This is a genomic window from Streptomyces sp. NPDC001858 (assembly GCF_053594615.1).
This window is the reverse complement of sequence record NZ_JBSFEV010000074.1, coordinates 1-23871: the sequence shown is the minus strand read 5'-3', so window position 1 is coordinate 23871 and position 23871 is coordinate 1. Positions and strand designations below refer to the sequence as shown.

20 protein-coding genes and 2 pseudogenes are annotated in these 23871 nt (G+C 69.4%); 10 read left to right on the top strand and 12 right to left on the bottom strand.

What is annotated here, in order from left to right; all coding sequences use genetic code 11:
* Window positions 1-1066: 1066 nt before the first annotated feature.
* Window positions 1067-1740: pseudogene (locus ACWCPF_RS44205) on the bottom strand (transposase family protein).
* Window positions 1741-2495: 755 nt separating this feature from the next.
* A pseudogene (locus ACWCPF_RS44200) lies at window positions 2496-2622 on the bottom strand (DUF2637 domain-containing protein); the annotation flags it as partial.
* A gap of 633 nt (window positions 2623-3255) precedes the next feature.
* On the opposite strand from ACWCPF_RS44200, the gene ACWCPF_RS44195 reads away from it, so the two are divergent.
* The 3 genes from ACWCPF_RS44195 to ACWCPF_RS44185 all read left to right on the top strand — a co-directional run bounded on the left by ACWCPF_RS44195 (window position 3256) and on the right by ACWCPF_RS44185 (window position 5622).
* A complete protein-coding gene (locus tag ACWCPF_RS44195; RefSeq protein WP_451050816.1) occupies window positions 3256-3756 on the top strand; it encodes a hypothetical protein in 501 nt (166 codons plus the stop codon).
* A 195-nt stretch (window positions 3757-3951) separates the two neighbouring features.
* The gene (locus ACWCPF_RS44190; RefSeq protein WP_451050815.1) at window positions 3952-4137 is read left to right on the top strand and encodes a hypothetical protein; all 186 of its coding nucleotides are present in this window, start codon (window positions 3952-3954) and stop codon (window positions 4135-4137) included.
* Window positions 4138-4317: 180 nt separating this feature from the next.
* A complete protein-coding gene (locus ACWCPF_RS44185) occupies window positions 4318-5622 on the top strand; it encodes a HEAT repeat domain-containing protein (protein WP_451050814.1) in 1305 nt (434 codons plus the stop codon).
* A 41-nt stretch (window positions 5623-5663) separates the two neighbouring features.
* On the opposite strand, the gene ACWCPF_RS44180 is transcribed toward ACWCPF_RS44185, so the two are convergent.
* From ACWCPF_RS44180 to ACWCPF_RS44165, 4 genes are all read right to left on the bottom strand, one after another.
* Window positions 5664-6488, bottom strand: a complete 825-nt coding sequence (locus ACWCPF_RS44180; RefSeq protein ID WP_451050813.1) for an SAM-dependent methyltransferase — start codon at window positions 6486-6488, stop codon at window positions 5664-5666.
* A 113-nt stretch (window positions 6489-6601) separates the two neighbouring features.
* Entirely contained in the window at window positions 6602-7432 is an 831-nt protein-coding gene (locus ACWCPF_RS44175; RefSeq protein ID WP_451050812.1) for an oxidoreductase, read from the bottom strand.
* A gap of 64 nt (window positions 7433-7496) precedes the next feature.
* Window positions 7497-8372: an NmrA family NAD(P)-binding protein gene (locus tag ACWCPF_RS44170; RefSeq protein WP_451050811.1), complete on the bottom strand. Its 876-nt coding sequence runs from the start codon at window positions 8370-8372 to the stop codon at window positions 7497-7499.
* Between the two features lie 311 nt (window positions 8373-8683).
* Window positions 8684-10267, bottom strand: a complete 1584-nt coding sequence (locus ACWCPF_RS44165) for an MFS transporter (protein WP_451050810.1) — start codon at window positions 10265-10267, stop codon at window positions 8684-8686.
* 110 nt (window positions 10268-10377) lie between these two features.
* On the opposite strand from ACWCPF_RS44165, the gene ACWCPF_RS44160 reads away from it, so the two are divergent.
* On the top strand, window positions 10378-11016 hold the full coding sequence (locus ACWCPF_RS44160; protein WP_451050809.1) for a TetR/AcrR family transcriptional regulator: 639 nt from the start codon (window positions 10378-10380) through the stop codon (window positions 11014-11016).
* Between the two features lie 32 nt (window positions 11017-11048).
* Here ACWCPF_RS44160 and ACWCPF_RS44155 read toward each other — a convergent pair whose 3' ends face one another.
* Window positions 11049-11690, bottom strand: coding sequence for a TetR/AcrR family transcriptional regulator (locus tag ACWCPF_RS44155; RefSeq protein WP_451050808.1), 642 nt, complete (start codon window positions 11688-11690; stop codon window positions 11049-11051).
* Window positions 11691-11877: 187 nt separating this feature from the next.
* Here ACWCPF_RS44155 and ACWCPF_RS44150 point away from each other — a divergent pair, with 187 nt between their 5' ends.
* Together ACWCPF_RS44150 and ACWCPF_RS44145 are read left to right on the top strand one after the other, a co-directional pair.
* On the top strand, window positions 11878-13476 hold the full coding sequence (locus tag ACWCPF_RS44150) for a succinic semialdehyde dehydrogenase (protein WP_451050807.1): 1599 nt from the start codon (window positions 11878-11880) through the stop codon (window positions 13474-13476).
* Window positions 13477-13556: 80 nt separating this feature from the next.
* Entirely contained in the window at window positions 13557-14102 is a 546-nt protein-coding gene (locus ACWCPF_RS44145) for a hypothetical protein (protein WP_451050806.1), read from the top strand.
* On the opposite strand, the gene ACWCPF_RS44140 is transcribed toward ACWCPF_RS44145, so the two are convergent.
* Complete coding sequence (locus ACWCPF_RS44140) at window positions 13994-14632, bottom strand: carbonic anhydrase (RefSeq protein WP_451050805.1); 639 nt, start codon at window positions 14630-14632, stop codon at window positions 13994-13996. The genes ACWCPF_RS44145 and ACWCPF_RS44140 overlap by 109 nt on opposite strands.
* Before the next feature lie 16 nt (window positions 14633-14648).
* A complete protein-coding gene (locus ACWCPF_RS44135) occupies window positions 14649-14885 on the bottom strand; it encodes a hypothetical protein (protein ID WP_451050804.1) in 237 nt (78 codons plus the stop codon).
* 73 nt (window positions 14886-14958) lie between these two features.
* On the opposite strand from ACWCPF_RS44135, the gene ACWCPF_RS44130 reads away from it, so the two are divergent.
* The gene (locus tag ACWCPF_RS44130) at window positions 14959-15948 is read left to right on the top strand and encodes a GlxA family transcriptional regulator (RefSeq protein WP_451050803.1); all 990 of its coding nucleotides are present in this window, start codon (window positions 14959-14961) and stop codon (window positions 15946-15948) included.
* A 25-nt stretch (window positions 15949-15973) separates the two neighbouring features.
* Here the strand turns inward: ACWCPF_RS44130 and ACWCPF_RS44125 are convergent, their stop codons facing one another.
* Window positions 15974-16621, bottom strand: coding sequence for a TetR/AcrR family transcriptional regulator (locus ACWCPF_RS44125; RefSeq protein ID WP_451050802.1), 648 nt, complete (start codon window positions 16619-16621; stop codon window positions 15974-15976).
* 237 nt (window positions 16622-16858) lie between these two features.
* Between ACWCPF_RS44125 and ACWCPF_RS44120 the strand changes: the two genes are divergently transcribed.
* The 3 genes from ACWCPF_RS44120 (at window position 16859) to ACWCPF_RS44110 (ending at window position 20414) form a co-directional block, all read left to right on the top strand.
* Complete coding sequence (locus ACWCPF_RS44120) at window positions 16859-18196, top strand: MFS transporter (RefSeq protein WP_451050801.1); 1338 nt, start codon at window positions 16859-16861, stop codon at window positions 18194-18196.
* Window positions 18193-19776, top strand: coding sequence for an MFS transporter (locus tag ACWCPF_RS44115; RefSeq protein WP_451050800.1), 1584 nt, complete (start codon window positions 18193-18195; stop codon window positions 19774-19776). The genes ACWCPF_RS44120 and ACWCPF_RS44115 overlap by 4 nt, the downstream gene beginning before the upstream one ends.
* Before the next feature lie 152 nt (window positions 19777-19928).
* The gene (locus tag ACWCPF_RS44110) at window positions 19929-20414 is read left to right on the top strand and encodes a DUF2269 family protein (protein WP_451050799.1); all 486 of its coding nucleotides are present in this window, start codon (window positions 19929-19931) and stop codon (window positions 20412-20414) included.
* A 34-nt stretch (window positions 20415-20448) separates the two neighbouring features.
* Here ACWCPF_RS44110 and ACWCPF_RS44105 read toward each other — a convergent pair whose 3' ends face one another.
* Together ACWCPF_RS44105 and ACWCPF_RS44100 are read right to left on the bottom strand one after the other, a co-directional pair.
* A complete protein-coding gene (locus tag ACWCPF_RS44105; RefSeq protein WP_451050798.1) occupies window positions 20449-21531 on the bottom strand; it encodes a LacI family DNA-binding transcriptional regulator in 1083 nt (360 codons plus the stop codon).
* 103 nt (window positions 21532-21634) lie between these two features.
* Window positions 21635-23452 carry a glycoside hydrolase family 35 protein gene (locus tag ACWCPF_RS44100; RefSeq protein ID WP_451050797.1) on the bottom strand — a complete coding sequence of 606 codons (1818 nt, stop codon included), beginning with the start codon at window positions 23450-23452 and terminating at the stop codon, window positions 21635-21637.
* Window positions 23453-23871 lie beyond the last annotated feature (419 nt).

Genomic DNA, 23871 nt, shown 5'->3' with positions numbered 1-23871 from the left:
CCGTTCCCACTCGGCATCCGTCAGATCACCCCGCCCCATGCCACAGGAACGACTCGGGCAAGAAGCAGTCACATGATCGGCCGGACAAGTCCTAGATGCCCTGCGAGCTCTTGGAACAGCAGAGACACGGACGGCCTCCGGAGGCGTGTGTGCAGGTTCGAATCCTGTCAGGGGGCACCCGTTATGGTGCCCAAAGACCCCGTCACTCGCGGAGACTGAGTGCGGGGTCTTCGCGTATGTGCAGGCGTGTGCCGCTTGGAGCTGGCGTATGTCGGGGTCCGTGGGCGAGGCGTGGACGGGATCTTGAGGCATCGCCGCGGGTGAGACCGTGAGAGCGACAAGACTCCTGGAGAGGGGACCAGGGGCCTCGCGCGTAGTTCTGTGATCACCCTTCGATCTCTGGAACCAGGGTGTTGTCTCCTCGTAGCGCTCCAGGGAATCCCTCATGCCGAAGCGGTGGAGTAGCCCGGCCAGGAAGACGTTCTCGACATCCAGCTGGCCCGAACGAAGTGCTGAGCCACAACGGAGGCGTCCCGGCAACCGCGCCTGACACCGCATACGTTGTTGCCCACCTCCACCCCACGCAGGATCGAGCTTTTGGCCGTCGTCGGATATGTCCACGCGGGGAGTATGAAACACCGAGGCACTTGCCATCACTCGTATTCACGAAGCAGGTCCTTGATGCGCCGGTTGGCGATGCCTCGCTGTCCGTCGAGGCACTTCGCGTAGCGGGTCGGCAAGACTTCAACACTGGTGCCGTCGTGCTCGCAACCTCGCTGGGTCGACAGCGCCCGAGTGCCGCAGGTCGTACGGACGCCTCGCGAGCGGCGAGGCCACGAGGAGCCTGGCATCCTGGCACACCCGGTAGTAGGTAGAGGTCGGAACGACCGAGCCCTTCTCGCTGAAGGAGCAGCGCCAGTCGTCAGCCATGCCGAAGCTGGACTGGCGCTCACGGAACATGGCTACGAGGTGGCGCGGGATAGGCACGCGCCTGGCTTCTTCGGTCGGTCGGTTCTTCAATCCGCGATCGTCGTGAGTCTCCCCCGAGTCGACCCAGTGAGGTCTTTCAGCGTTGCCGTTCCAGGGTGAGGACGGCTGCGGCGATTGACGTCATTCGATTCGGGCTGCACCGCGCTTTGCGGAAGATCCGCCAGGACTTCAGGCGGGCGACTCCGCCTTCGACAGTGCCCGGTTGACGGTCTGTCGGGTCAGTGACAGTTCGCCTCCGGGAGGCCGTCTGGCCGGTGTGGTCACCCAGGCGCCGGCACCGATGTAGGCGCGGTCGGCCAGGATCGGCACTCCTTGGCGCTCGCAGATCCTGATGATCCGGTAGGCACGGGCCGCGGTCAGGTCGTGGCAGCGCCCCGGCAGGGCCGGTGAGAGCCACAGCACCTCGCCGTGTGGATCGCTGACCACCTGCACGTTGACCCCGTGGCGGCGGTGCTTGGCCGGGTAGTTGGCGCGGCCGTCGCCGAGGCGGTCGCACTCGGCCGGGGTGCTGTCGAGCGGGACGAACTCGGGGTCGGCCTCGCGCAGCGCGCGCAGCAGAGCGGGCGCGCGGGCGGCCAGGAGATCGATGACCGCGGTGGTGTGAGCGTGCGCGGTGCCGACCGGGATGCCGAACCCGGCGGCGATCTGCGCGAGGGGCTCGTGTTTGCGCAGGTACACCAGAGCGACCAGGGCACGCTGGTGCGGCGGGACCTTGCAGCGGCGGTCACCCTCGAGGGTGACGATGAGCATCGTCACCCACTCGATGAGCGCATGGGGCAGGTCGAGTGCGGCAGGATGAGGGACCGACAAGGCTCCTTCGCCGATGGGCTGAGACTTCGAACACCTCCCTCAACAGCACGGGTGCCTTGTGCGTTGCGGACGGGGTGCCTGTCACCCGATCGGTGGCCACCCTGAAAGACCTCAGTGCTTACCGAGAGCCGGACGGGTCCGGTGGAGCAGCGCCGAGCCCCAGCCTCGTTCGGGAAGGCTCAGGTCCGTCTCGACAAGACCGACCGCTTCAGCCGACCGCAGACCTCCGAGGTACAGGGGCGGCGAAGGGACCCGCGAGGCGACGACCACGAGCCCGTCGGTATCCGCCAACGCAGCAGACAGTCGTCAGAAGATTGCAAGCCTGCTCCCGATTGGCGACGACCCAAGAATCAACCTGGTGGACACCTTCGGCTTCTGCCAGCGAGTAGCCGTGGCGGGGTCTTCGCGCAACTTCCCCAGGTCGACAGCTTAGTTCGCGGCGTTGACGAGGGTCCTGCGCTTGTGCGCACGGTTTCGGCGGCTGCTGCTGTGCTGTCAAGGCTGGGAGGCCAGACTCCGTGTCGAAACTCTTCACCGTCTCGCATCGCGTGCATGAGCTTCGAACGGTTGTGAACGGCACGCGCCTTGGTGCAGAAGGATTTGGAGAGAAGACGTTGCCGTGCCACAGACCGACCACCGGACGCCAGGGAACACAGCCGCGGTCTGCCGGCGGCTTGTCCGGCGCGCTGCGCTTCCCGCACCCGGCGCCAGGCAGCGACCAGCAGCAGGTCGACGCTGACCGGGTAGGCCCACGCCTTCCGCCCACCCTGTCCAACCGCGTCAGCCAGGTCGTGAAGATGCTCGAAGGACAGGGCGCGCGATGACGGCCTGGACTATGACGGCGTCCGCACGAGCCGACTGGGCGCTCATCGGCTCGACTTCCTTCCTGTTCGAGGCATGGGAGCGGTAAGGACTTGGCGCGAGGCAGCGCCGCGCGTCGGGCTGGAGAGTGGCAGAGCAAACGGGGCGTGCCACTTGCGGGCAGATTCGGCGGGGAACCACGGGGGACAGCGGGACTGGCCACGGTCGAACGCGCGCTCCAACTCTGGCCCGCCGCTGGACGGGGCAGCCCTGCCGCCGGAAGACCCAAGCTTCGCAAGTTGGGGACTGGTCCGACACCACCTGGCGTGCTCCTCGGTAGGGCGCTGTCTCGCGGAAAGTCCCTGGTCCCGAACCATTCGGGACGGCTACCGTCGGCGTCCTCACTCTCACTGTCCTTGGGGGACATCCATACACGTCCGCAAGTCGGGGCCCATGTCAGCAGTTGGTCTGATGATTGCCGGGGTCTTGATGACTTCCGGATGTTCCGCCGGTCCAGATGCGACACAAGACTCGGTGGGACCGCGGGCGACCGCATCAGCCAAGGCTGTCGTGGCACCTCTGACGCGGGCACAGTTACGGGCGCTCACCTTCAAGGACGGCGAGGTTGCAGGGGCGTATGAGGGTGGCCTTTCTGTGCAGGACCCCGAGCCGAAGGAGGAGCAGCGCTCATTCCCGCCGGTGTCCGACCCCACTTGCCAGACCACGCTCGACATCCGCAACGGGGAACACGCGTCCACCGTCGTCCATCAGGTCTTCAACTGGAAGGGCGACGTCTGGGGCGGCAGCTCGACGCTTGCCGCCTACGAAGACGGGAAGGCCAAGCAAGCCTTCACACAGCTCAAGCAGGCGCTCGACTCCTGCCGCTCGTTTGAGGGCACAGGCTGGGTGGGGAAGTACAAGGCCACGCTGACGATGGAACAAGCACCGGACGTCGGGGATGAAGCCGTGCGATTCCGGGAGACCATCCCCGTGGGTCCTGAGCAGCCAGAGGACCGCATCGAGCAGTTCACCCTGGTGCGGGCCGGGAACACCATCGTGACGTTCCAAAAGCTGAACGTCGGAGGCAGCGCGTCCTTTCCCGCCGACCTCGTCAGCCGACAGGTCGAAAGGTTGGAGAGCGCGCAACGCCCCTAAAGGCAGCACAACGCCGGGGGCTTCGCGTTTGTGCAGGCGTGCGCCGCGGAAAGAGGGCGCTTGTCGAGGTGTGGACGGGATCTTGAACCGTCTTTGCAGGTCATCGGTGGGTTTCAGAGACGGCTGGCTTGTTGCCTGGCCTGCTCGGTTGTGGGGAGTGCAGATCGGCGGACGTACGGCGATCACGATCTCCAAGTGACCTACGCCTCCGAGGTTGCCGAGCTGCTCCACGGGCTGAACGACGAGGAGTACGAGGTGGCAGGCCCCTCGTGTGGCATGGAGGACTTCATCGTCTTCGGGGAGTACGGCTTCTTCTCGAGCACAGACTGCATGTACATGGAGCCCTCCGGCTCGGCGAGGCGAGTGCGGGTGCGACCTTGAGCCTCAGCGGCTTTCGCTCCCGTGTACTCGCGGACAGGAGCTAGGTCGTACGGGCAGCTTGGTAGGGGCGATGGAGCCGGGACGGCCTGGCCCAGATGGCGAGCCATGTGGCTTCGGGAATGTCAGAGCTGTGTCGGATCATGACGTGTGAGGGCCCGTCGACCTTGCTGGAGGAACCTGGTGGACAGCGACTTGATACGGGAGCTCGGGGTGCCGGGCCGGCGCAAGGCGGCTGCGGATGCCTTGGTCGGCCTGGGCGCCGGTCAGGTGGAACGGCTCGTCCAGGAACTCGCGGACGAGGGCTCCCCCGTCGACTGGCGGCCGATCGCCGACGTGCTCGAGCGGATCGGGGACGCAGCCTTCGGCAGTCTGCTCCGAGGTCTCGCCGCTGCGTCCAGCGAAGGCTCTCGCCAGCGTGTTGGCTTCGCGTTCTCCTACCTTGGCTCGGCTGCCGTCCACGGCTACACCGCAGCCCTCTCCCATCCCGTGCCGCATGTGCGCCGGATGGCCGTCCTCGGGCTGCAGCGCTGCGGTGACGATGCCCGGTCCGCCGTCTCCGCCCTGCTGCCGCTGCTCGGGGATCCCGAGCAGGACGTTGCCCGACAGGCACAGGACGCTCTGATTCTTCAAGGCGAGCATGTCGTTCCCCTGCTCCAGCGCATCCGGGAACGTGGGCCGGGCCGGCAGCGGGCGCGGGCGTTGGCCGTGCTCGCCGAGCTGGGCGGCGAGGCTGCGCTGTCGCGCGCCGACGTGGCCGCGATCGAACGGCTCATCCGCGTCAAGCTCCCGGACGACCGGCCCGAAGGGATGTGGGGGTGCTGGAATCACTGGATGGCCGTCCGGGGTGGTGACCAAGCCGGAATCATGCAGATCCTTGGGCTGGCCCGCCCCAGACCCGTGACCTTCGCTCTCGGCAACGACATCGTCGATGCCGACGGTCACGGCTGCGGCGAGGACGACCCCTACAACGGCTACGAACGGGTCTTCGTGACGCCCGAGCTCGACGGCTGGACTCTCGTTCTGGGTGCGTGGTGCGACCCGTGCGGCGAGGAGCGGAGCGGGGACGTCCTGCGCCTGTGCTGCGAACTCAGCGCCCGCTACGGCCAGGCCCACGCCTACTACTACGGCGGCCAGGGCGACGGCTCCGCCTGGCTCATCGCCGAGCACGGCAGGGTCGTCCGGCGGTACTGCGAAACGGGCGAGGGAGAGGACGAGTTGCTCACCCTGGGCGAGCCCCTGCCGTATGAACGGGCCCGACGTGTGGAACTGGGCCTCACGCCCGGCTTGGACGCCGCCCGAGAGAGTCAGGACGACGAAGACGAGTGGCGGTGGGCCGCTCACGATATGGCCGCCGACCTCGCCCGCTCCTACGGCGTCAGCCCGCTGCACATCGGCCCCGACACACCGTCACGGGGAACCGGCGTCGTCGCCCTCACCCCGTACGGCCTCGCCCATGGCGTACCAGGTGGGGCCTACCGCATCTGAGCAGAGGCGGGAGCGGGGGGCGACGCCGGTTGTTCGTGGGATCAGTGGACGCGGCAGATCATCTCGGTCGGTGCGAGTAGGCCTTGCTCGATGTTCTGGAGGGTCTTTGCGAACTTGGTCGGTGCGTCGGGGCCCATCGCCACGTTGATCGAGGGTGGCGGCTTGGGGCCGCCCGCTGCGCGAAGCAGCCGGACAGCCTGCGTGCTGTGGTCGTGTTCGGCGACGATGTCGAACCCGGCCTTGCTCAGCAGCGAGCGGTATTCCTCCGGGCGGGCCAGGAAGCTGTGGTCGGGGTCCGAGGCCCACGGCAGTGGGTAGCCGACGCGGGCGGGATCGCCGAGGAGCATGACGTCGTACACGATGAACAGGCCGTTGTCGGTCAGGACTCGGCTGATCTCGGTGAACAGGCGGGCCTTGTCCTCGATGTTCATGCCCACGTGCAGCATCCACGCCCGGTCGAAGCTCCCCTGGGGAAAGGGCAGTGCGGTCACGTCCCCCTGCTGGAAGCGGACCCGGTCGGCGAGGCCCACGCGATCGGTGAGCCGGCGCGCGACGTCGACGTACTCCTCCGTCAGGTCCACGCCCGTGACATCGACCCCTGCGTGCTGGGCCAGATGGCGGGCCGGGCCGCCCAGACCGCTTCCCACGTCCAAGACCCGCAGGCCCGCGCTCAGCTCCAAGTGGTCGGCCAGCTCCCGCGTCGCCGGATGGCCGCCGGTGTGGAACTCGTCGACGCCGTGGAGCTCGTCGGTGGTGAGCGTGGTGTGCCCCGGGTAGAGGCGGTCGAGCGCTTCGTCGATCTTTCGGCGCAGGTCGCCTTGCCGGTAGTGGCTTGCTACGGGGGACGGGGGTTGTGGGGTGGTCACGGGAGCGTCCTTCCGGTCGTGGGCGAGCGGGTCGTGCGACACCCCCTAGTCGTGATCAGTCGGGGGCAGTCGTGATCAGTCGGGGCAGTCATGGTCGGTCGGGGCAGTCATGGTCAGTCGTGGTCGGTCGTGAGAGCTACTTCTCGCCAGGTGTTCAGTTCCTTTCGGAAGGTGTCCAGTTTGGCGTCGAAGGCTTGCAGGGTGTCGGCTCCGAGCGGGAGGCGCAGGGGCGGCTCGGGGGTGGCGGCCATCTCGACGATGGCGCGCGCGGCCTTGACCGGGTCGCCCGGCTGGGCGTGGTTCAGGCCCACCGCCGCTTCGCGCATCGCGCCGACGGTGGGTGCGTAGTCGTCGATGGCGTCCGGGCCGGTGTGCAGGTTGGCGGGGTCGAGGAAGTCGGTGCGGAAGAAGCCGGGTTCCACGAGCGTGACGTGGACGCCGAGGGGGGCCAGTTCGGCGTGGAGGGTCTCGGTGAAGCCTTCGACGGCGAACTTCGTGGAGGCGTAGATGCCCCAGCCCGGCGCGGTGGCGAAGCCCACGATGGAGCTGATGTTGATCACGTGGCCGGAGCGCTGGCGGCGCAGTACCGGCAGTACGGCGCGTTGCACGGCGAGCGGGCCGAACACGTTCGTCTCGAACACCGCGCGGACCGCGGCGTCGTCGGACTCCTCGACGGCGGCGAGCAGGCCGGTGCCGGCGTTGTTGACCAGGACGTCGATCCGGCCGAACCGCTCGACCGCGATGTCGACGGCCGTTTGGATGCTCTGCGGGTCGGTCACGTCCAGCGGCACGGTGAGCAGTGCGTCACCGGCGTCGGGCAGTTGCGCCCGGACGGCTTCCGCCTTCCGCGCGGTCGCCACCACCTGGTGGCCGGCGGCGAGGGCGGCACGGGTGATTTCCAGGCCGAAGCCCCGGGACGATCCTGTGATGAACCAGACGCTCATGGTGTTCTCCAGCTGTGTCGAGGTGATGGGCAGGTCGGTCGAACGGTGAGGTGATGTCGAACGGTCAGGTGGTGGGCAGGTCGAAGGCCGCGCGGTTCTGGGCGATGAAGCCCTCGACGTCGAGGGGGTCGCTGCCGCCGATCGTCTTCACCAGGTCGTTGGCGCCGGCGAAGACGCCGTTGCGGTAGTCGACGGCCACGGCGAGCAGGTGCTGGATCAGGTGGTCCGGCGCGCCGCGCCCGCGCAGGATGGCGGCGAACTCGTCGAGTTCGATGGGCACGTAGGTGACTTCGCGGTCCAGCGCCCGCGACATCCTCTTGGCGATCTCGTAGTGGTCGAGCTCCTCGGCGCCGTACAGCGGGTAGATCTGGCCGGCGTGCGGGGCGGGGTCTTCCAGGATGGCCGCGATGACCTTCGCCTGGTCGCTTTCCGCAATGGGGGCGTGTCGTCCGTCGGCGAACGGCAGCCGCAGTTCTCCGGTTCCGTCGGCCCAGGTGTCGATCAGCCACTGGGCGAAGAAGGTCGGCCGGATGTGGGTGACGGGGACCGGGGAGTGGTCCAGGACGCGTTCGGCGACCCAGTGCTGGCGTGCCGCGTCGCTGGCGGTGTGGCGGCGGGCGGACACCTGCGACATGTTGACGATCGCCTGGACCCCGTTCTCCTCCGCCGCCTGGGCCACGTTCGCGGTGGCGTCCAGCAGACCGGGGCTGATCGGGTAGGTGAAGTACAGGGCGTCGATCCCCTTGGTCGCCTGGGACAGGGAATCCAGGTCGAGGACGTCGCCTACGACTGTCTCCGCACCGAGGGCGGTGAGCCGCTCGGCGCGTCCGTCCAGGCCGCGGACGAGTGCGCGGACGCGGTGCCCGCGCTGGGGCAGGAGTTCCGTGGTCCGGCCGCCGGTCTTGCCGGTCGCGCCGATGACGAGAAGGTTGCGTTCCATGTCGGTGATCTCCGTTTCTTGAGCGGTGCGGGCGCCGGCGGGAATCCCAGCGTCCGTCCTTCGAGTGGGTGTCGCAGGAGATAGGTGGTGACGCCGTGCGATACCCGTCCTGCCGGCGGCTTGCGATACCGGTCCGGCGGGAGGCTTGCGATGCCCGTCCAGTGGGCGGCTTGCGATATCCGTCCAGCGAGAGGCTTGCGATATCCGTCCAGCGGGAGGCTGTGGTTGCGGGCCCGGCCCGGGTGGCCGGGGCCCACGGCCCTGTGGTCAGAGGGTGTGGTCAGGGGTGCGTGGTCACGACAGGTACGCGGTCACGACGGGTGCGTGGTCACGGCGGGTGCGTGGCGGGGGCGGAGGGCCGGCAGCGCGGCCGCCGCGGCGATTCCGGCGCCTGCCTGGACGACCCACGCGTGGTCGAACCCGGTGGTCGTGGCCTGCGGGGTGAGGGCGACGAGCAGGGCCACGCCCACGGCGCTGCCGATCTGCCGGCTCATGTTGAGTACGGCACTGCCGGTGGTGGCGCGTTCGGGTGCGAGGGTCCCGGCGGCGGCGAACAGCGGCGCCCAGGTGAGCCCGCCGGCCAGGCCGACCAGGATCAGGCCCGGGAACATGGCGCCCCAGTAGTCGGGGGTGCTGTGCACGGTCGTCAGCCAGTAGGCGGCGGCGAGGGCCATGGCCAGCGCGCCGGTCACGGCGGGGGCGGTGCGTCCGAAGCGGCTCTGGATGGGTCCGGCGTTCATCGCGAAGGCGATCGAGGCCAGGGGGGCCGGGGCGATCGAGACGCCGGCGCGCAGCGGGCTGAAGTGCCAGACCTCCTGCATGAACAGGGCGGTGCTCAGCAGGACGATGGCGAAGCCTGCGGAGAACAGGAACAGGGCGACGGTCGCGGCGGTGAACTGCCGGCCGGCGAACAGCTGCTTCTCGATCACCGGCGCCTTGGCGCGCAGGGTGCGTTCGACGGTCGCGGCGGCGGCCAGCGCGGCCGCGGCGAACAGGGCCACGGTGCGGATGTCCGTCCAGCCCCAGCCCGGTCCCTGGACGGTGGCCAGCACCAGCAGGCTCACGGCCAGCAGCACTGCGAGGGTGGAGGCCGGGTCCGGCACAGCGGCGCCCTTGGGCAGGCGCACCTCGGGCAGCAGCAGCGCGCCGGCGACGAGGGTGGCGATGCCGACGGGCACGTTGATCAGGAAGATCCACCGCCAGTCGAGGGTGACGAGCAGTCCGCCGACGGGCGGGCCCGCCGAGGCCGCGATCGCGCCCACGCCCGCCCACAGGCCGACCACCAGGGTGTGCTGCCGCTTGGGAAAGCTCGGGTAGAGCAGGCCGAGCGAGGTCGGCACGATCATCGCCGCGCCGACGGCCTGGACGGCCCGGGCGGCGACCAGCACACCCAGACTCGGTGCGGCAGCGGCGACGGCTGAGGTGAGGGTGAACAGCGCCACCCCGGCCAGCAGCATCTTCTTGCGGCCCCACTGGTCCGCGATCCGGCCCGCGGGCACCAGCACCGCGGCGAAGACGATCGCGTAGGCCGACAGCACCCACGACACGCTCGCGACGCCCGTGCCCGGGAAGGACCGGCCGATTCCGGCTAGGGCGACGTTGACGACGAAGAAGTCGAGCTGGGCCATGAAGGCGACGGCGCCCAGCACCGCCATGATGCTCCAGCGGCGCGGGTGACCGGTTTCGGCCTCCACCTCGGCGACGGCCGGAGCCGGGCCGGTGCGCGGTGTCGTCGCCATCGTCTGCGGTTCGGCGGGTACGGCCTGCGATGCGGCGGGTACGGCCTGCGGTGCGGACCGTACCGCAGGCCGTAGCGCGGCCTGTACCGCCCGTGGCACGGCCAGTGCCGCCCGTGGCGCGGCCTGTACCGCCTGCGATGCAGTCTCTGCGGACATCCCGTCCACCTCCCGAGAGGAATGGGCTTGGTAGCCCTTTTTTGACCTGCCTCCAGGGAACACCCAACAGAATGGGTTGTCAAGCCCTTTTTTGCGGTAAGGTGGTGACCATGACCACCACCAGCAGCGAAGCGCCAGGTCGGAAGCTGACCGCCAAGGGCCTGGCCACACGCGAACGAATCGTCAAGGCGGCCGCCCGGCTGATCTACGAGCACGGCGCGCAGAACACCAACAACGAGCAGATACGGGAGGCAGCCGAAGTCAGCGGCTCGCAGCTCACGCGGCACTTCCCCACCAAGGAGTCCCTGGTCCGCGCGGTGCTGGCCTGGCAGGCCGACAGCATCGTCGCCCGCCATCAGGCGCCCGAACTGGGCGAGCTGGACAGCTTCGCCGCCCTGCGCCGGTGGGCCGACTCCTACATCGCCTCGCAGGACATGGTGCGCGGCGGCTGTACGTTCGGCTCCCTGGCCGCCGAGGTCGTCAAGGCCGAGCCCGCGCACCGGGACGCGGTGGCCGACGGCTTCGAGCGGTGGCAGGAGTTGTTCAAGCGCGGGCTGAGCAAGATGCGCGAGCGCGGCGAGCTGCGCCCGGAGGCCGATCCGGCCGCGCTCGCCCACCTGCTCGTCGCCGCGTTCCAGGGCGGAGCACTGCTGGACCAGGCGGCCGGCGATTCCACTCCCCTGCGGGACGCGCTGTACGGGGCCCTGGCCTACGTCGAGTCATTCGCTTCCGCCGACGCGGAACGCTGACCGCACCGGGGAGAGCCTTGAGCGGGCAGAGCTCAGGACGCGTCGGCGGTGACGGCTGAGGACTCCGACCGTGATCGGGCCTGTGCCGTGAGCGGAAGGCCGTCGAACGCGTGATCGGCTACGCGCTCCAGCGCGGTGACGTCCAGCCCGGCCTTGGCCATCACTTCCATGCCGCGGTTGACGGCCATCAGCAGTCGGCTGATTTCGATGGCGTCCGCCTCGGGCTCCAGGTCGCCATTGCGCTGCGCGGCCTGAAGGCACTCGGTCAGCGAGCGCCCGATTCTCGTCAGGGCCAGCTGAACCCGCTCGCCGGCCTGCGGATCGTGGTCGACGCCCTCGACGACGAAGCCGGTCACCATGCAGCCGAGCCGGTCGGGGTCGTCGTGGACGAACCGCGCCGACTTCACGAGATACGCGTGCAGGCGTTCCAGCGCGGTCTCGTCGGGGCCTTCGAGCACGGCCGCCCAAGCGGCCTCCGCGCGGTCGCAGTACGCCGACAGCGTCTGCAGGTAGAGCCGGCTTTTGTCGCCGAAGGCCGCGTAGAGACTGCCGCGGCCCAGTCCGCCCGCCTTGGCGATGTCGTCCACGCTCGTGCCGGCGTATCCGGTGCGGCGGAACTGCCGCTCCACGGCCTGGATGACCTTGTCCTTGTCGAAACCTGGTGGGCGCCCCATGGGGGCCAGCCTACAGGGCACCCAAGGATTCTTGACATTCCAGTCCACAATTTCCTACGGTTCCTGACAGGGCGGTCCAGAACCTGGTGTCCGTTGCTCACGGCCTCCCGCGCACCTTGCGCATCCCGCAGAACGGAAGAGACGCATGTCTTCGCATGGCACTGCCGACGGTCCTCCGCCCTCAAGCATGAACGGCGTCGCTACCGGTGACGACAATCCCGTCGTAGCGCACAGCGGCCGGAAAGCGACCGAGGTAGTCACCTCTGACCTGGTGTTTCGACTCACCCGAGGGGTCGAGGGCAGTGGCCTTGTCATGAGCCGTACCCCCATGACGGGCGAGATTCTCGCGGAGCTGCCCGAGTCGACGCCCCACGATGTGGAGGTGGCGTTCGGCAGGGCCCGGGAAGCGCAGCGCGAATGGGCCTCGCTTCCGGTGCGCAAGCGTGCGGCGGTGCTTCTCCGTTTCCACGACCTCCTCCTGGACGGACAGGACGAGGCACTGGACCTGATCCAGGCGGAGACGGGAAAGGCCCGTCTGCACGCACACGAAGAGGTGCAGGGCGTCGCCGTCGTGGCCCGGCACTACGGGTACAAGGCCCCCGCATACCTGCGGCCGCAGCGACACCTCGGCGCCTATCCGGTGCTCACGAAAGTCACCCAGTGGCATCATCCGCGAGGCGTGGTCGGGCAGATCGTGCCCTGGAACTACCCCCTCGAACTCTCCCTGGGGGACGCGCTGCCCGCGCTCGTCGCCGGCAACGCCGTGGTGACGAAACCGGATACGCAGAGCGCCCTGACGCCGCTCTGGGCGCGCAAGCTGCTCATCCAGGCCGGGCTGCCGGCCGACGTCTGGCAGATCGTCATCGGCGACGGCCGGGTCGTCGGGTCCGCTGTCGTGGATCAGGCCGACTACGTCTCGTTCACCGGCTCCGTCCGCACCGGGCGGGAAGTCGCGGCCCGTGCCGCGGCCCGTCTGGTCGGCGCGTCACTCGAACTGGGCGGCAAGAACGCGCTGCTCGTGCTGGCCGACGCGGACCTGGACAAGGCGGTCGAGGGCGCGGTGCGCACGTGCTTCTCCTCGGCCGGCCAGTTGTGCCTGTCGACCGAGCGGATCTTCGTCCACTCCTCGGTCGCCGCCGCGTTCCTGGAGCGATTCGTCAGCCGCACGAAGTCGCTCACGCTGGGCACATCGCTGAGCTACGGGGTGGGAATGGGTTCGCTGGCGGGCCGACGTCAACTGGAAACGGTGTCCCGGCACGTCGACCAGGCCGTCTCCGAGGGGGCCGCCGTCCTCACCGGAGGAAAGCCTCGTCCTGATGTCGGCCCGTTCTTCTACGAGCCCACCGTCCTGGACGGCGTCGAGCCCACGATGGCCGTCCACGCGGAGGAAACCTTCGGACCGGTCGTGTCGGTGTACCGCTTCACCGACGAGGACGAGGTGATCGCGCGCGTGAACGCCACGCCGTACGGCCTCAACTCCAGTGTGTGGACGAAGGACACCCGGCGCGGTGAACGCATCGCGACCCGTCTGCAGAGCGGCACCGCGAACGTCAACGAGGGCTACACATCCGCCCACGGCAGCGTGCGGGCTCCGATGGGCGGCATGAAGGACTCCGGGCTCGGTCGTCGGCACGGGCTCGAAGGCATCCTCAACTACACGGAGTCGCAGACCGTCGCCACGCAGCGGATCCTTCCGCTGGCCCCGTCGCTGGGCATGGACGATCGGCAGTACGCGGCTTTCATCAGCCTGAGCCTGCGGGTCATGAAGACCCTGAGGCTCCGCTGATCCCCCGTCGTCGTCGGCACGCACGCCTGCTCGCCGCCCTCGCCGAGCTGATCGGCGACTGCGCGCACGCCGCCGGTGAGGTGTACAGGACGATCGCCGAGGCCCGGCCCACACAGGCCGACACCGACGTCGCCGTGAACCTCGGGCCGCTGGTCGACCTCTGCGAGTCCGCCCATACCCGGGTGAACGCGGCACGTGCGGTCCCGGGCCGGCCCCTCACGGAATGCGCGGCCGACGCGCTGGCCGACCTCGGGGCCGACTTCCTCGCCGAACTGCAGGACGGTCCGGCACAGGCCGTCAGGCGGGCGCAGGAACTGGTGGACACGGGCGAGTTCACCGTGGATCAGCTGGATCAGATCCTCGACGAGGCGACCGATACGGCGGTGCTGTCGGGGCTGCTCTCGCTGCACGAAGCACGGCTGCAGTCCGACCCGGGCACGGCGGCGGCGAAGTGCCTGGCCGCCACCGGGCACTTCGCCTTGGCCGTCTCCGTGATATCGGTCGACGTCACGGATTCCTACGCGACTTCATCGGCTCCGGTGGGTTCGGTGGAATGGGCGGGTCCGGTGGATTCGGTGGGAACGTCGCGGACGATCTCGGTCAGTTCGCCGGAATCGATGTCGTAGAAAAGGCCGTAGATCTCAAGGTGCTTCGGAGTGCCCGGGCTGTTGCGGATCAGGCTTACGTCGTAATGGAGCGACTTCTCGAAGTCGGCGATGGCGATGCCGTCCCAGTCGTACAACGACGAGATGTCGCCGTGCTGCTCGTTTTCCCACGCAGTGATGATTCCCTCCGGCGTGAAGGAGGTGGCGCCGCAGAAGGAGTGGTGCACGACGACGACGCGCTCGATTCCGAAGAGGTGCTGCGAGACCGTGATCGAGCGAAGAGCCTCCACGGCGCGCCCGCCCCCGACGATGAGGGGGAACACCGTGGCGGTGGAGCCGATCTTCCTGCCCGCGTCGTCGAGGATGAGTTCACCGGGGTAGACCTCGTCGCCGAAGTGATCGGCCACCGCTTGTGCGGCCCCGGCGGCCCGGGGGTCGAAGCAGTACATGACGATCGTCCTGACGGGAATCACACTGGTGATGATTTCCCGAACGGCCGCTTCGTCGTAGCCCGGCAGGCCTCGAAAAGTGAACTCTGCAAAATCCGACACTGCTTGACTCCGGTTCTCAGCTGGAATGGGGATGGGGGATCGCGTCGGTCGGGATTCGCACGGTCATGGTTACTCCCCCCACGGCGGCGAACACGCGGGCCCAGAAGAACCCGCGAATGCTGTGGTTCAGCACGGACGGATGCACCGCGGCGCGGGCCGCGGCGAGGCTCGCCTCGGCCATCGACCCGGAAGGAATGGCCAGCAGGCCCTCGTGCAGGTGGTTCGGGAGGTTGAGAGGGTGGGCTTCGGTCATGACTTGACGCTACGAGAGCGGATTTCGAGCGAAAAGTGGCACGGATGCCAACCAGCGCTACCGTAGTGCCACTATGACGAACACCCACCGCGTCGCCGTACTCGTCCTGCCCGGCGTGCTCGCGCTCGAATTCGGCGCGGTGACGCAGATCTTCTCGACGGACCCGCACTACGCGCTGACCGTGTGCGCCGAGAACGGGCCCGGACCGGTGCCCGTGCCCGGGTCCGGCTTCGCCATCACCGTCGCGGCCGGCCTGGAAGCGCTGGAGGACGCCGACACCGTGATCATCCCGGGCTACGACGACATCGACGCGCCCCTGTCCGCCGGACTGCTGACGGCGCTGCGGGCGGCCCACTCCCGGGGCGCCCGGCTCGTCTCCATCTGTACCGGGGCCTTCGCCCTCGCCGCGACCGGACTGCTCGACGGGCGCCCCGCCACCACGCACTGGCGGCAGGCCGAACACCTGCAACGGCGCTATCCGCAGGTCAAGGTCCTGCCGAACCAGCTCTACGTCGACGACGGCGACATCCTCACGTCCGCGGGCGTGACGGCGGGGATCGACCTGTGCCTGCACCTGATCCGCACCGACCTGGGCGCCGCGGCGGCGAACACACGCGCGCGGGATCTCGTCGCGCCGCCACGACGACGGGGAGGCCAGGCACAGTTCATCGAGCAGTTCCGCCCCGAGGCCAGCGGAGACGAGCTCGCTCCGCTGCGGGAGTGGCTGCTCGACAACCTCGCGGCCCCGCTCACCGTCGACGACCTCGCAGAGCACGCCCATATGTCCCGGCGGACCTTGATCCGCCGCTTTCGCGAGGAGACCGGCACCACGCCGATGGCCTGGTTGACCGATGCGCGCATCGACCGGGCGCGGGAACTGCTGGAGGCGAGCAGCGCGCCCGTCGAGCAGGTCGGCCGCCTCACCGGGTTCGGCGCTCCCGCTTCCCTGCGGGCCGCTTTCCACCGGCACCTCGGCACCTCTCCCCAGGAGTACCGGACGCTGTTCCGCCACAAGGCGGAGCCGGCGCGCAACGAACCTGACGGCGTCTCTGTCGCGCCCTGACGCCCTGGCGTTCAGCTTTCAGTTTTCAGGAAGCGGCCGCGGTGGCCGGCCGGGGCGTCTGCCGGGAGCGGGTGCGGGCCTGGGCCGTGAGGGGGAGGCCGTCGAATGCGTGATCGGCCACGCGCTCCAGCGCGGGGATGTCCAGGCCGGCCTTGGCCATCACTTCGATGCCACGGTTGACGGCCATGAGCAGTCGGCTGATCTCGGTGGCGTCCGCCTCGGGTTCCAGGTCGCCGTTGCGCTGCGCGGCCTGAACGCAGTCGGTCAGCGAGCGCCCGATTCTTGCCAGGGCCTGCTGAACCCGCTCGCCGGCCTGCGGATCGTGGTCGACGCCCTCGACGACGAAGCCGGTCACCATGCAGCCGAGCCGGTCGGGGTCGTCGTGGACGAACCGCGCCGGCTTCGCGAGATATGCCCGCAGGCGTTCCAGCGCGGTCTCGTCGGGACCGTCGAGCACCGCCGCCCAGGCGGCCTCCGTGCGGTCGCAGTACGCCGACAGCGTCTGCAGGTACAGCCGGCTCTTGTCGCCGAACGCCGCGTAGAGGCTGCCGCGGCCCAGTCCGCCCGCCTTGGCGATGTCGTCGACGCTCGTGCCGGCGTATCCGGTACGCCGGAACTGCCGCTCCACGGCCTGGATGACCTTGGTCCTGTCAAAACCCGGTGGACGTCCCATGGGGGCACTTTATAGGCCGCACAGGCATTCTTGACATGTCGTTCCAGAACTTCGTAGGGTTCTTGACAGAGCGGTCCAGAACTCTGCCGCGCGTCACTCATCACTCACGGCGCCCCCTCGAAGCCCACGGAACGGACTAGACGCATGTCTTCGCAAGATCAGATGGCCCCTCCACGCCTTGAGAGGGGAGGCGGAGGCCCCTCGACCCGTCCGGCTCTCATCCTCGCCGTGCTGGCCATGGCGAGTTTCCTCGGCCAACTCGACGTATGGATCACCAACGTCGGCCTGCCGGACATCGGACAGGGCGTGGGCTCGACCTCCCTGTCGGACCTGAGCTGGGTGCTCAACGGCTACGCGATCGTCTTCGCCGCCCTTCTCGTCCCGGCGGGACGGCTCGCCGACCGCTTCGGACGCAAGAACGGCTTCCTTCTCGGCATGGCCGTCTTCGTCGCGGCGAGCCTCGGGGCGGCGCTGTCCGGCGACGTATGGGTGCTGGTCTTCTTCCGTGCCCTTCAGGCCGTGGGCGCCGCCCTGTTGACCCCCGCCAGCCTCGGTCTGGTCCTGACGAGCGCCCCCGCCGACAAGGTGGAGCGGTACGTCAAGATCTGGTTCACCGCGGGCTCGCTGTCCGGGGTCTGCGGACCGATTTTCGGCGGACTGCTCGTCCAGGCGTCGTGGCGGTGGCTGTTCCTGGTGAACATTCCCGTCGGACTGCTCGCCATCGCGCTGGCCGCCCGGCTAGTGACCAACGTCAAGGACGAACAGGACTCGCGCGTCCCCGACCTGCTCGGCGGCGTCCTGCTGATCGTCATGATCGGCGCGCTGGCTCTCGGCATCGTGAAGGCGCCCGACTGGGGCTGGTCGGACACCCGGGTCGTCTCGTCGCTGGCTGTCTTCGTGGTCGGACTGCTGGCGTTCCTGTTCCGCTCGGCACGGCACGAGGCGCCCGTGGTCGACCTCTCCCTCTTCCGCGACCGGATCTTCGCCTCGGCGAACCTCGCCGGCATGCTCCAACTGGCCTCGTTCGCCAGCCTCCTGCTGTCGACGATCCTCTGGCTGCAGAGCCACTGGCACTACTCCGCCATCAAGACCGGCTGCGCCAGCCTTCCCGGCCCGATCGGCTTCGCCGTGGCCGCCACCGCCGGCGAGACCCTCCAGCGCCGATTCCGCATCCCGGCCGGTGTCGTCTCGGCGATCGGCAGTGCGATCGCCTCCGTCGGCATCCTGCTCTTCGTCTTCCTCCTGCACGACGAGCCGAACTACGCCTCCGGGATCCTCCCCTGCTGGCTGCTCTTCGGGTTCGGCGCCGGTCTGGCCCTCCCGACCGTCGTCTCCTCCGCCACGGTCGGGCTGCGCGCCGAGCAAGCCGCCACCGGCAGCGCCATCGTGACCATGGCCACGCAGATCGGCTCGGTCGTCGGCATCAGCATCCTCGTCGCCATGCTCGGCACCGCCTCCGGCGGAGCCTCTCTGGACACCTACCGCAACGCGTGGTGGGTCGCCATGGCCCTCATGGCCGTCGCGGCCGTGGTGTCGCTCGGCGTCTCACAGAAGAAGGCGGTGTCGGTCCGATGACGGAATCCGTACCTGGGCAGGCTTCCCTCGCCCCGGCCTCCGGCAGCGGGCGGGCCTCCGGCAGCGGGCGGGCCCGCTGGTTCGGCCTGCTGGTGGTCTGCCTCGGCGTCATGATGGCCTTCGTCGACGTCACCTCCACCATCTCCGCCCTGGGTGACATACAGAGCGACCTGCACGTCGATGCGAGCACGCTGGTGTGGATCACCAGCGCGTACAGCCTCGCCGTCGTCAGCTTCGTGATGTCCGCCGGGACCTTCGGCGACCTCGTGGGGCGCCGGCGCGTGTTCAGTCTGGGCGCCGCGGTCTTCCTCGCCGGCAGCGTGGTCGCCGTCTTCGCCGACAGCGCCGCCATGCTCATCACCGCGCAGGCCATCGCCGGGCTCGGCGGAGCAGCCGTACTGCCGACGAGCCTCGCGATCGTCAGCGCCACCTTCCCCGACCCGCACGAGCGCACCGCCGCGATCGGCATCTGGGCCGCCTGCTCCGGAGTCGGCCTCGCCATCGGCCCGATCCTCGCCGGAGCCCTGCTCGAACACTTCTCCTGGCACGCCGTCTACCTCGCCAACATCGTCATCGCCGGCGCGGCTCTGATCCTGGCCCCGGTGTTCGTGGCCGAGTCCAAGCACCCCACGCGCAAGCCCGATCTCGCGGGCCTCGTCCTGGGCACGGTGATGACGGCCTCGGCCACCTACACGATCATTCAGGGCGGCTCCACCGGCTACACCGAAGCGCCGATCATCACCATGTACGTGGTCTTCGCCGTGTCGCTGCTCCTGTTCGTAAGGGTGGAACTCCGCAACCCCGACCCCATGCTGGACCTGCGTCTCTTCCGGAGCGCTTCCTTCTCCGCCGTCATGGGCGTCGCCGCCGTCAGCGTCTTCGGACTCGTCGGGGTCGCCCTGCTCAGCGTGCTCTACATGGAACGCGTGGGACAGACCAGTCCCCTCGACGTCGGCGTGCGGCTGCTGCCGCTGTTCGCGACGTTCCTCGTGGTCACCGCGGTGACGGGCCGGGTGCTGGCGCACCGGGTCGGCCTCACGCTCCTGATCACCGCGGGACTGGTCCTCATCGGGGTCGGATCTCTCGCGCTGCTCGCGACCGATGCCTCGGGAGACTACGGGGCGATGTGGCCCGGAATGCTCGTGGCGGGCATCGGGGCGGGGCTGCTGACGGCGCCTTCTACGGCTGCCGCGGTCAACAGCGTCCCGCCGGAGCAGGAAGGCATGGCGGCGGCAGCGGTGAACATGGCTCGTCAGCTGGGAACGGTGCTCGGTCCCAGCGTGCTCGGGACCGTCGTCACCAGTCGCTTCCCCCGGAACCTGCACGACCGTCTTGTCGAGGCGGGCATTGCCTCGCCGCAGGCGGACAAAATCGTGGAGGGCGCGTCGCACGGCGGCGGCGCGACGGGCCTCCCGGCGTCCGTCGTTCGCGTCGTGGGCACGGCGGTACCGAACGCGTTCACCGACGCCGTGCACTTGGGCAACCTCATCGGCGGAGTCGTACTCATCGTCATGGCCGTGCCTGCGGCGCTGTTCGTCCGGCAGAAGGTTCAGAGTCCGCGGGCGTCCGGGGAGGGGTAGGCGGTACGGCTGCGGCTGCGGCTGCGGCTGCGGCAACTGAGCAATGTGCTGCTGCGTGGTCGGTGTTGATCGCTGGGCTCAGTCGGCCGTCAACACCGGTACTCATTCACCCCGTTCACACCCGACTGAAAACCCGCAAGGGAGACATCGGCATGGCCAAATTTCTGCTCAGCGTCCATGTGCTGGCGGCGATCCTGCTCATCGGACCGGTCACGATTGCGGCCAGTCTCTTCCCCCGCTATGCGCGCCAGGCGCTGGCCCACGGGCCCGGGCAGGAATCGGCCAAGGGCTCGGTCCTGCTGCTGCACCGGATCTGCCGGGTCTACGCCGTGGCCGGCGTCTCCGTTCCGGTCCTCGGCGTCGCCACCGCCCAGGTCATGGACGTGATGGACAGCGCCTGGCTCATCGCCTCCATGGTTCTGACCGTGGTCGCCGCTCTCCTGCTGGGCGTCGCGGTGCTCGGCACGCAGGACGCCGTCGTCAGCCGGCTCGACTCGCCCGAGGACGCGTCTGCCACGGCCGAGTCCCTTGTCGCCCGGCTGCCCCGGCTGTCGATGGTCACCGGGGTGTTCGCCCTTGCCTGGCTGATCGTGGTGGTCCTGATGATCGTTCGTCCCGGCTCTACCACCGGTGCGTAGCGGCCGCGGCCGGCCCAACGGTCGTACGTCGGCTTCAGCGGGGGGCTCTCGTGCTGTTTCTGATGCGTAGTTCTACCGGGACGACCGTGAGGTGGGGGGCGGTGGCCGGCTGGGGGGTCGTCGGCTGTGGGGTGGTGGCTATGTGGTTCAGGAGGATGCGTAGGGCGATCGTGCCGATGTCGGTGAAGTCCGTGCGGATCGTCGTCAGCGGGGGGAGGAAGTGGGCGGCCTCCGGGATGTCGTCGTAGCCGACCACGCTCACGTCCTCCGGGACGCGGCGGCCTGCCTCGTGCAGGGCTCGTAGGACGCCCAGCGCCATTTGGTCGTTGGAGACGAAGATCGCGGTGATGGTCGGGTCCTTCGCCAGCTCGCGGCCCAGGTCGTAGCCGGAGTCCGCGCTCCAGTCGCCGAACAAGGGGGCGTGCACCTCGGCTCCGGCCGCCCGGAGCGTGGCGCGCCAGCTTTCCGACCTGCGGTCCGCGGAGGTCCAGCCCTTCGGGCCCGCGACGTGTCGGACCGTGGGGTGGCCGAGGGAGAGCAGGTACTCCGTCGCCATGCGGGCGCCGGTCGCCGCGTCCGACGTGACCATCGGGGTGCCGTCGCCCAGGTCGTTGTCCATGACGACCAAAGGAGTGTCCAGGTGCGCCTCGGCGAGCGCCCGGGCCACCCTGACCTGCGGTGCGATCGCGATCACGCCGTCCGCGCCCTCCGCCGAGAGGCGGTCCGCCGCCCGCACCACCGTGTCCCGGTCCGCCGTGTCCAGCGCGATCGAGCTGACCAGGTACCCCGCCTCCTGCGCTGCCGTGTTGATCGCCGTCAGCGTCGAGGCGGGGCCGTAGCGGGCCGCGTCGAACGAGATCACGCCGAGCATGCGGGTGCGGCCGCTGGCCAGCGAGCGGGCGCTGCTGCTGGGGCGGTAGCCGAGTGTCCGCATCGCCGCCTGGACCGCTTCCCGGGTCTCCGCGCGGACGGCCGGGTGGTCGTTGAGCACCCTTGAGACCGTCTGCTTGGAGACGCCGGCCAGCTTTGCGACGTCGTCCATCACCGGGCGCGCGCCCGCGAAGTTACGACGGCTGCGTCCCTTGGTCGCCGGGCCGTCAGCGGCGCCTGGGGTCATGGTGGGTGCTCTTCTTCCTTCGGCCTGGCCTGTGGAACCAACAGGATAGGCCGGTGGGAGGAAGGGGAGGGGGAGGGTTGGTCCGGAGGGGGTGGGTGAGAAGTCAGGGGCCTGTCGGGCCCAGGTCAGGGGTGTCGGTCAGGTGGGCCCTTGGGGTGGTGGTTCCGTGGAGTTCCAGGAGGATCAGGTCGTTCGCGCCTCGGCGGAGGACCGGGGCCGGGACGTAGAGGGTGCGCTGAGGGCCGCGGTTCCAGTAGCGGCCCAGGTGGAAGCCGTTGATCCACGCCTGGCCCTTCGTCCAGCCCGGGAGGGAGAGGAAGGTGTCGGCGGGGGTCTGCACGTCGAACGTACCGTGGTGGAACGCGGGTTCTGCGCAGGTCGGCTCCGCCTTGATGAACGTGGCCGGGTCCGGGGCGGTCTCCAGGGGCAGCGCGTGGCAGTCCCAGCCCTGTACGGGCTCGCCGTTGAGGGTCACCGGGCCCAGCAGGCCCTTCGGGACGCCTATGCGGGGGCCGTAGTTGACCCGGCCCATGTTCTCCACCAGGACCTCCAGGACGGCGTCGGCCCGCGGGACGTGGACGGGCAGGGTCTCTTCGTAACGCTCGCGTTCCAGGACGCCGGCGGGGGCGCCGTCCAGGAAGACCTGGGCTCGGTCTCCTACTCCGCCCGCGAAGTGGAGGAGGCCCGTTCCGGGGGTGGGGACGGTCGTCCGGTAGAGGGTGTAGCCGGCTCGTTGGCTCATCTCGTCCGCGGTGACCGGGTCCTTGGCGTGGATCGGGGCGGGGAGCGGGGGGTGGGTGCGGGCTTGCGTGTGACTTTCGGACGGCGGGAGGAGTGGGGCGTACGACTTCAACTCGATTGAGGTCTCGGGGAGTTTGGGGGACGGGGGCGGGGTCGGCTCTTGTGGGGTCTGGGTGTGGCGGGCTATCACCTCGCGGAAGGCGTGGTACTTCGGGCCCGGGTCGCCGCTCTCCGTCAGCGGGGCGTCGTAGTCGTAGGAGGTGATGGTGGGAACGTAGGCGTGGTGGTGGTTGGCGCCGTTGGTGTAACCGAAGTTGGTGCCGCCGTGGAACATGTAAATGTTGACCGACGCGCCTGCGGAGAGGAGTCGGTCCAGGTCGGCGGCCGCGTCTTCGGCGTTCCTGCCGTGGTGCGGGCCGCCCCAGTGGTCGAACCAGCCGATCCAGAACTCCGAGCACATGAGCGGGCCTTCGGGCTGTGCCTCGCGAAGACGCCGGAGGGACTCGTCGATGCGGCTGCCGAAGGTGCCGGTGGCCAGGACGCCGGGGAGGGTGCCACGCTTGAGGTGGTCGCCGGCGGTCTGGTCGCAGGTGAAGAGGAGTTCCTCGACGCCTCGTTCGCGGAAGGCGTGCTCCAGGTGCTTGAGATAGTCGGTGTCGTCGCCGTAGGCGCCGTACTCGTTCTCCACCTGTACGGCGATGACCGGGCCGCCCGATGCCGCCATGTGAGGGAGGAGCGGGGGGAGGAGGAGGTCTAGGTAGCGGTCGATGATGGCCGTGAAGCGGGGGTCGCTGGAGCGGAGGCGGATGTCGGGGTCGGTGGTGAGCCAGTGGGGCAGGCCGCCGCCGTCCCACTCGGCGCAGATGAAGGGGCCCGGGCGGAGGAGGACGTGCAGGCCCTCTGCGGCGGCGAGGCGGAGGAAGCGGGGCAGGTCGAGGAGGCCTTCGAGGTCCAGGGCGCCGGGTTCGGGCTCGTGGAGGTTCCAGGGGATGTACGTCTCGACCGTGTTCAGGCCCATGAGGCGGGCCTTGCGGAGTCGGTCGGTCCATTGGTCGGGGTGGACTCGGAAGTAGTGCAGGGCGCCGGAGATGATGCGGAACGGGGTGCCGTGGAGCAGGAAGCCGTCGGGGGTTGTGGTCAGGGCGGGGGTGGGGGCGGGGGTGGGGGCGGGTGTGGGCATGTGGGTTCCTTCGGTGTGGTGTGGTGTGCGGGTGGTGGGGGACGGTCGGGCGGCCCTGTGGTGGGTGGGTCGGGGTCGTGGCGGTGCGGCGAGCCCGTCGCGTGTTGGGCGTACTGCTGCCTGCTGCCACAGTGGGACTTGGCTGTGACGAGCTAAGCGACGGGCTGCGCCGCACCGCCACGACCCACTCCCGTCGGCGGGCGGCCTCGCGTGCGTCCGGTGCGCTGTCACTCCGACCGTGGTCATTCCGGGTGCGGGTGCGGGCTTGGGTGGGGGCTTGGGTGGGGGCTTGGGTGGGGGCTTGGGTGGGGGCTTGGGTGGGGGCTTGGGTGGGGGCGTGGGTGGGGGCGTGGGTGGGGGGGTGGGTGGGGGGGGGAGGGGGGGTGGGCGCGGGCGCGGGGGGGGGGGGCGGGGGCGTA

Coding starts and splice junctions, on each gene's coding strand:
- ACWCPF_RS44125 (WP_451050802.1), bottom strand. CDS start 16,621: ATGGGACGTCCACCGGGTTTTGACAGGACCAAGGTCATCCAGGCCGTG.
- ACWCPF_RS44160 (WP_451050809.1), top strand. CDS start 10,378: ATGACCACCACCAGCAGCGAAGCGCCAGGTCGGAAGCTGACCGCCAAG.
- ACWCPF_RS44110 (WP_451050799.1), top strand. CDS start 19,929: ATGGCCAAATTTCTGCTCAGCGTCCATGTGCTGGCGGCGATCCTGCTC.
- ACWCPF_RS44135 (WP_451050804.1), bottom strand. CDS start 14,885: ATGACCGAAGCCCACCCTCTCAACCTCCCGAACCACCTGCACGAGGGC.
- ACWCPF_RS44170 (WP_451050811.1), bottom strand. CDS start 8,372: ATGGAACGCAACCTTCTCGTCATCGGCGCGACCGGCAAGACCGGCGGC.
- ACWCPF_RS44130 (WP_451050803.1), top strand. CDS start 14,959: ATGACGAACACCCACCGCGTCGCCGTACTCGTCCTGCCCGGCGTGCTC.
- ACWCPF_RS44175 (WP_451050812.1), bottom strand. CDS start 7,432: ATGAGCGTCTGGTTCATCACAGGATCGTCCCGGGGCTTCGGCCTGGAA.
- ACWCPF_RS44115 (WP_451050800.1), top strand. CDS start 18,193: ATGACGGAATCCGTACCTGGGCAGGCTTCCCTCGCCCCGGCCTCCGGC.
- ACWCPF_RS44155 (WP_451050808.1), bottom strand. CDS start 11,690: ATGGGGCGCCCACCAGGTTTCGACAAGGACAAGGTCATCCAGGCCGTG.
- ACWCPF_RS44105 (WP_451050798.1), bottom strand. CDS start 21,531: ATGACCCCAGGCGCCGCTGACGGCCCGGCGACCAAGGGACGCAGCCGT.
- ACWCPF_RS44150 (WP_451050807.1), top strand. CDS start 11,878: ATGAACGGCGTCGCTACCGGTGACGACAATCCCGTCGTAGCGCACAGC.
- ACWCPF_RS44165 (WP_451050810.1), bottom strand. CDS start 10,267: ATGTCCGCAGAGACTGCATCGCAGGCGGTACAGGCCGCGCCACGGGCG.
- ACWCPF_RS44100 (WP_451050797.1), bottom strand. CDS start 23,452: ATGCCCACACCCGCCCCCACCCCCGCCCCCACCCCCGCCCTGACCACA.
- ACWCPF_RS44120 (WP_451050801.1), top strand. CDS start 16,859: ATGGCGAGTTTCCTCGGCCAACTCGACGTATGGATCACCAACGTCGGC.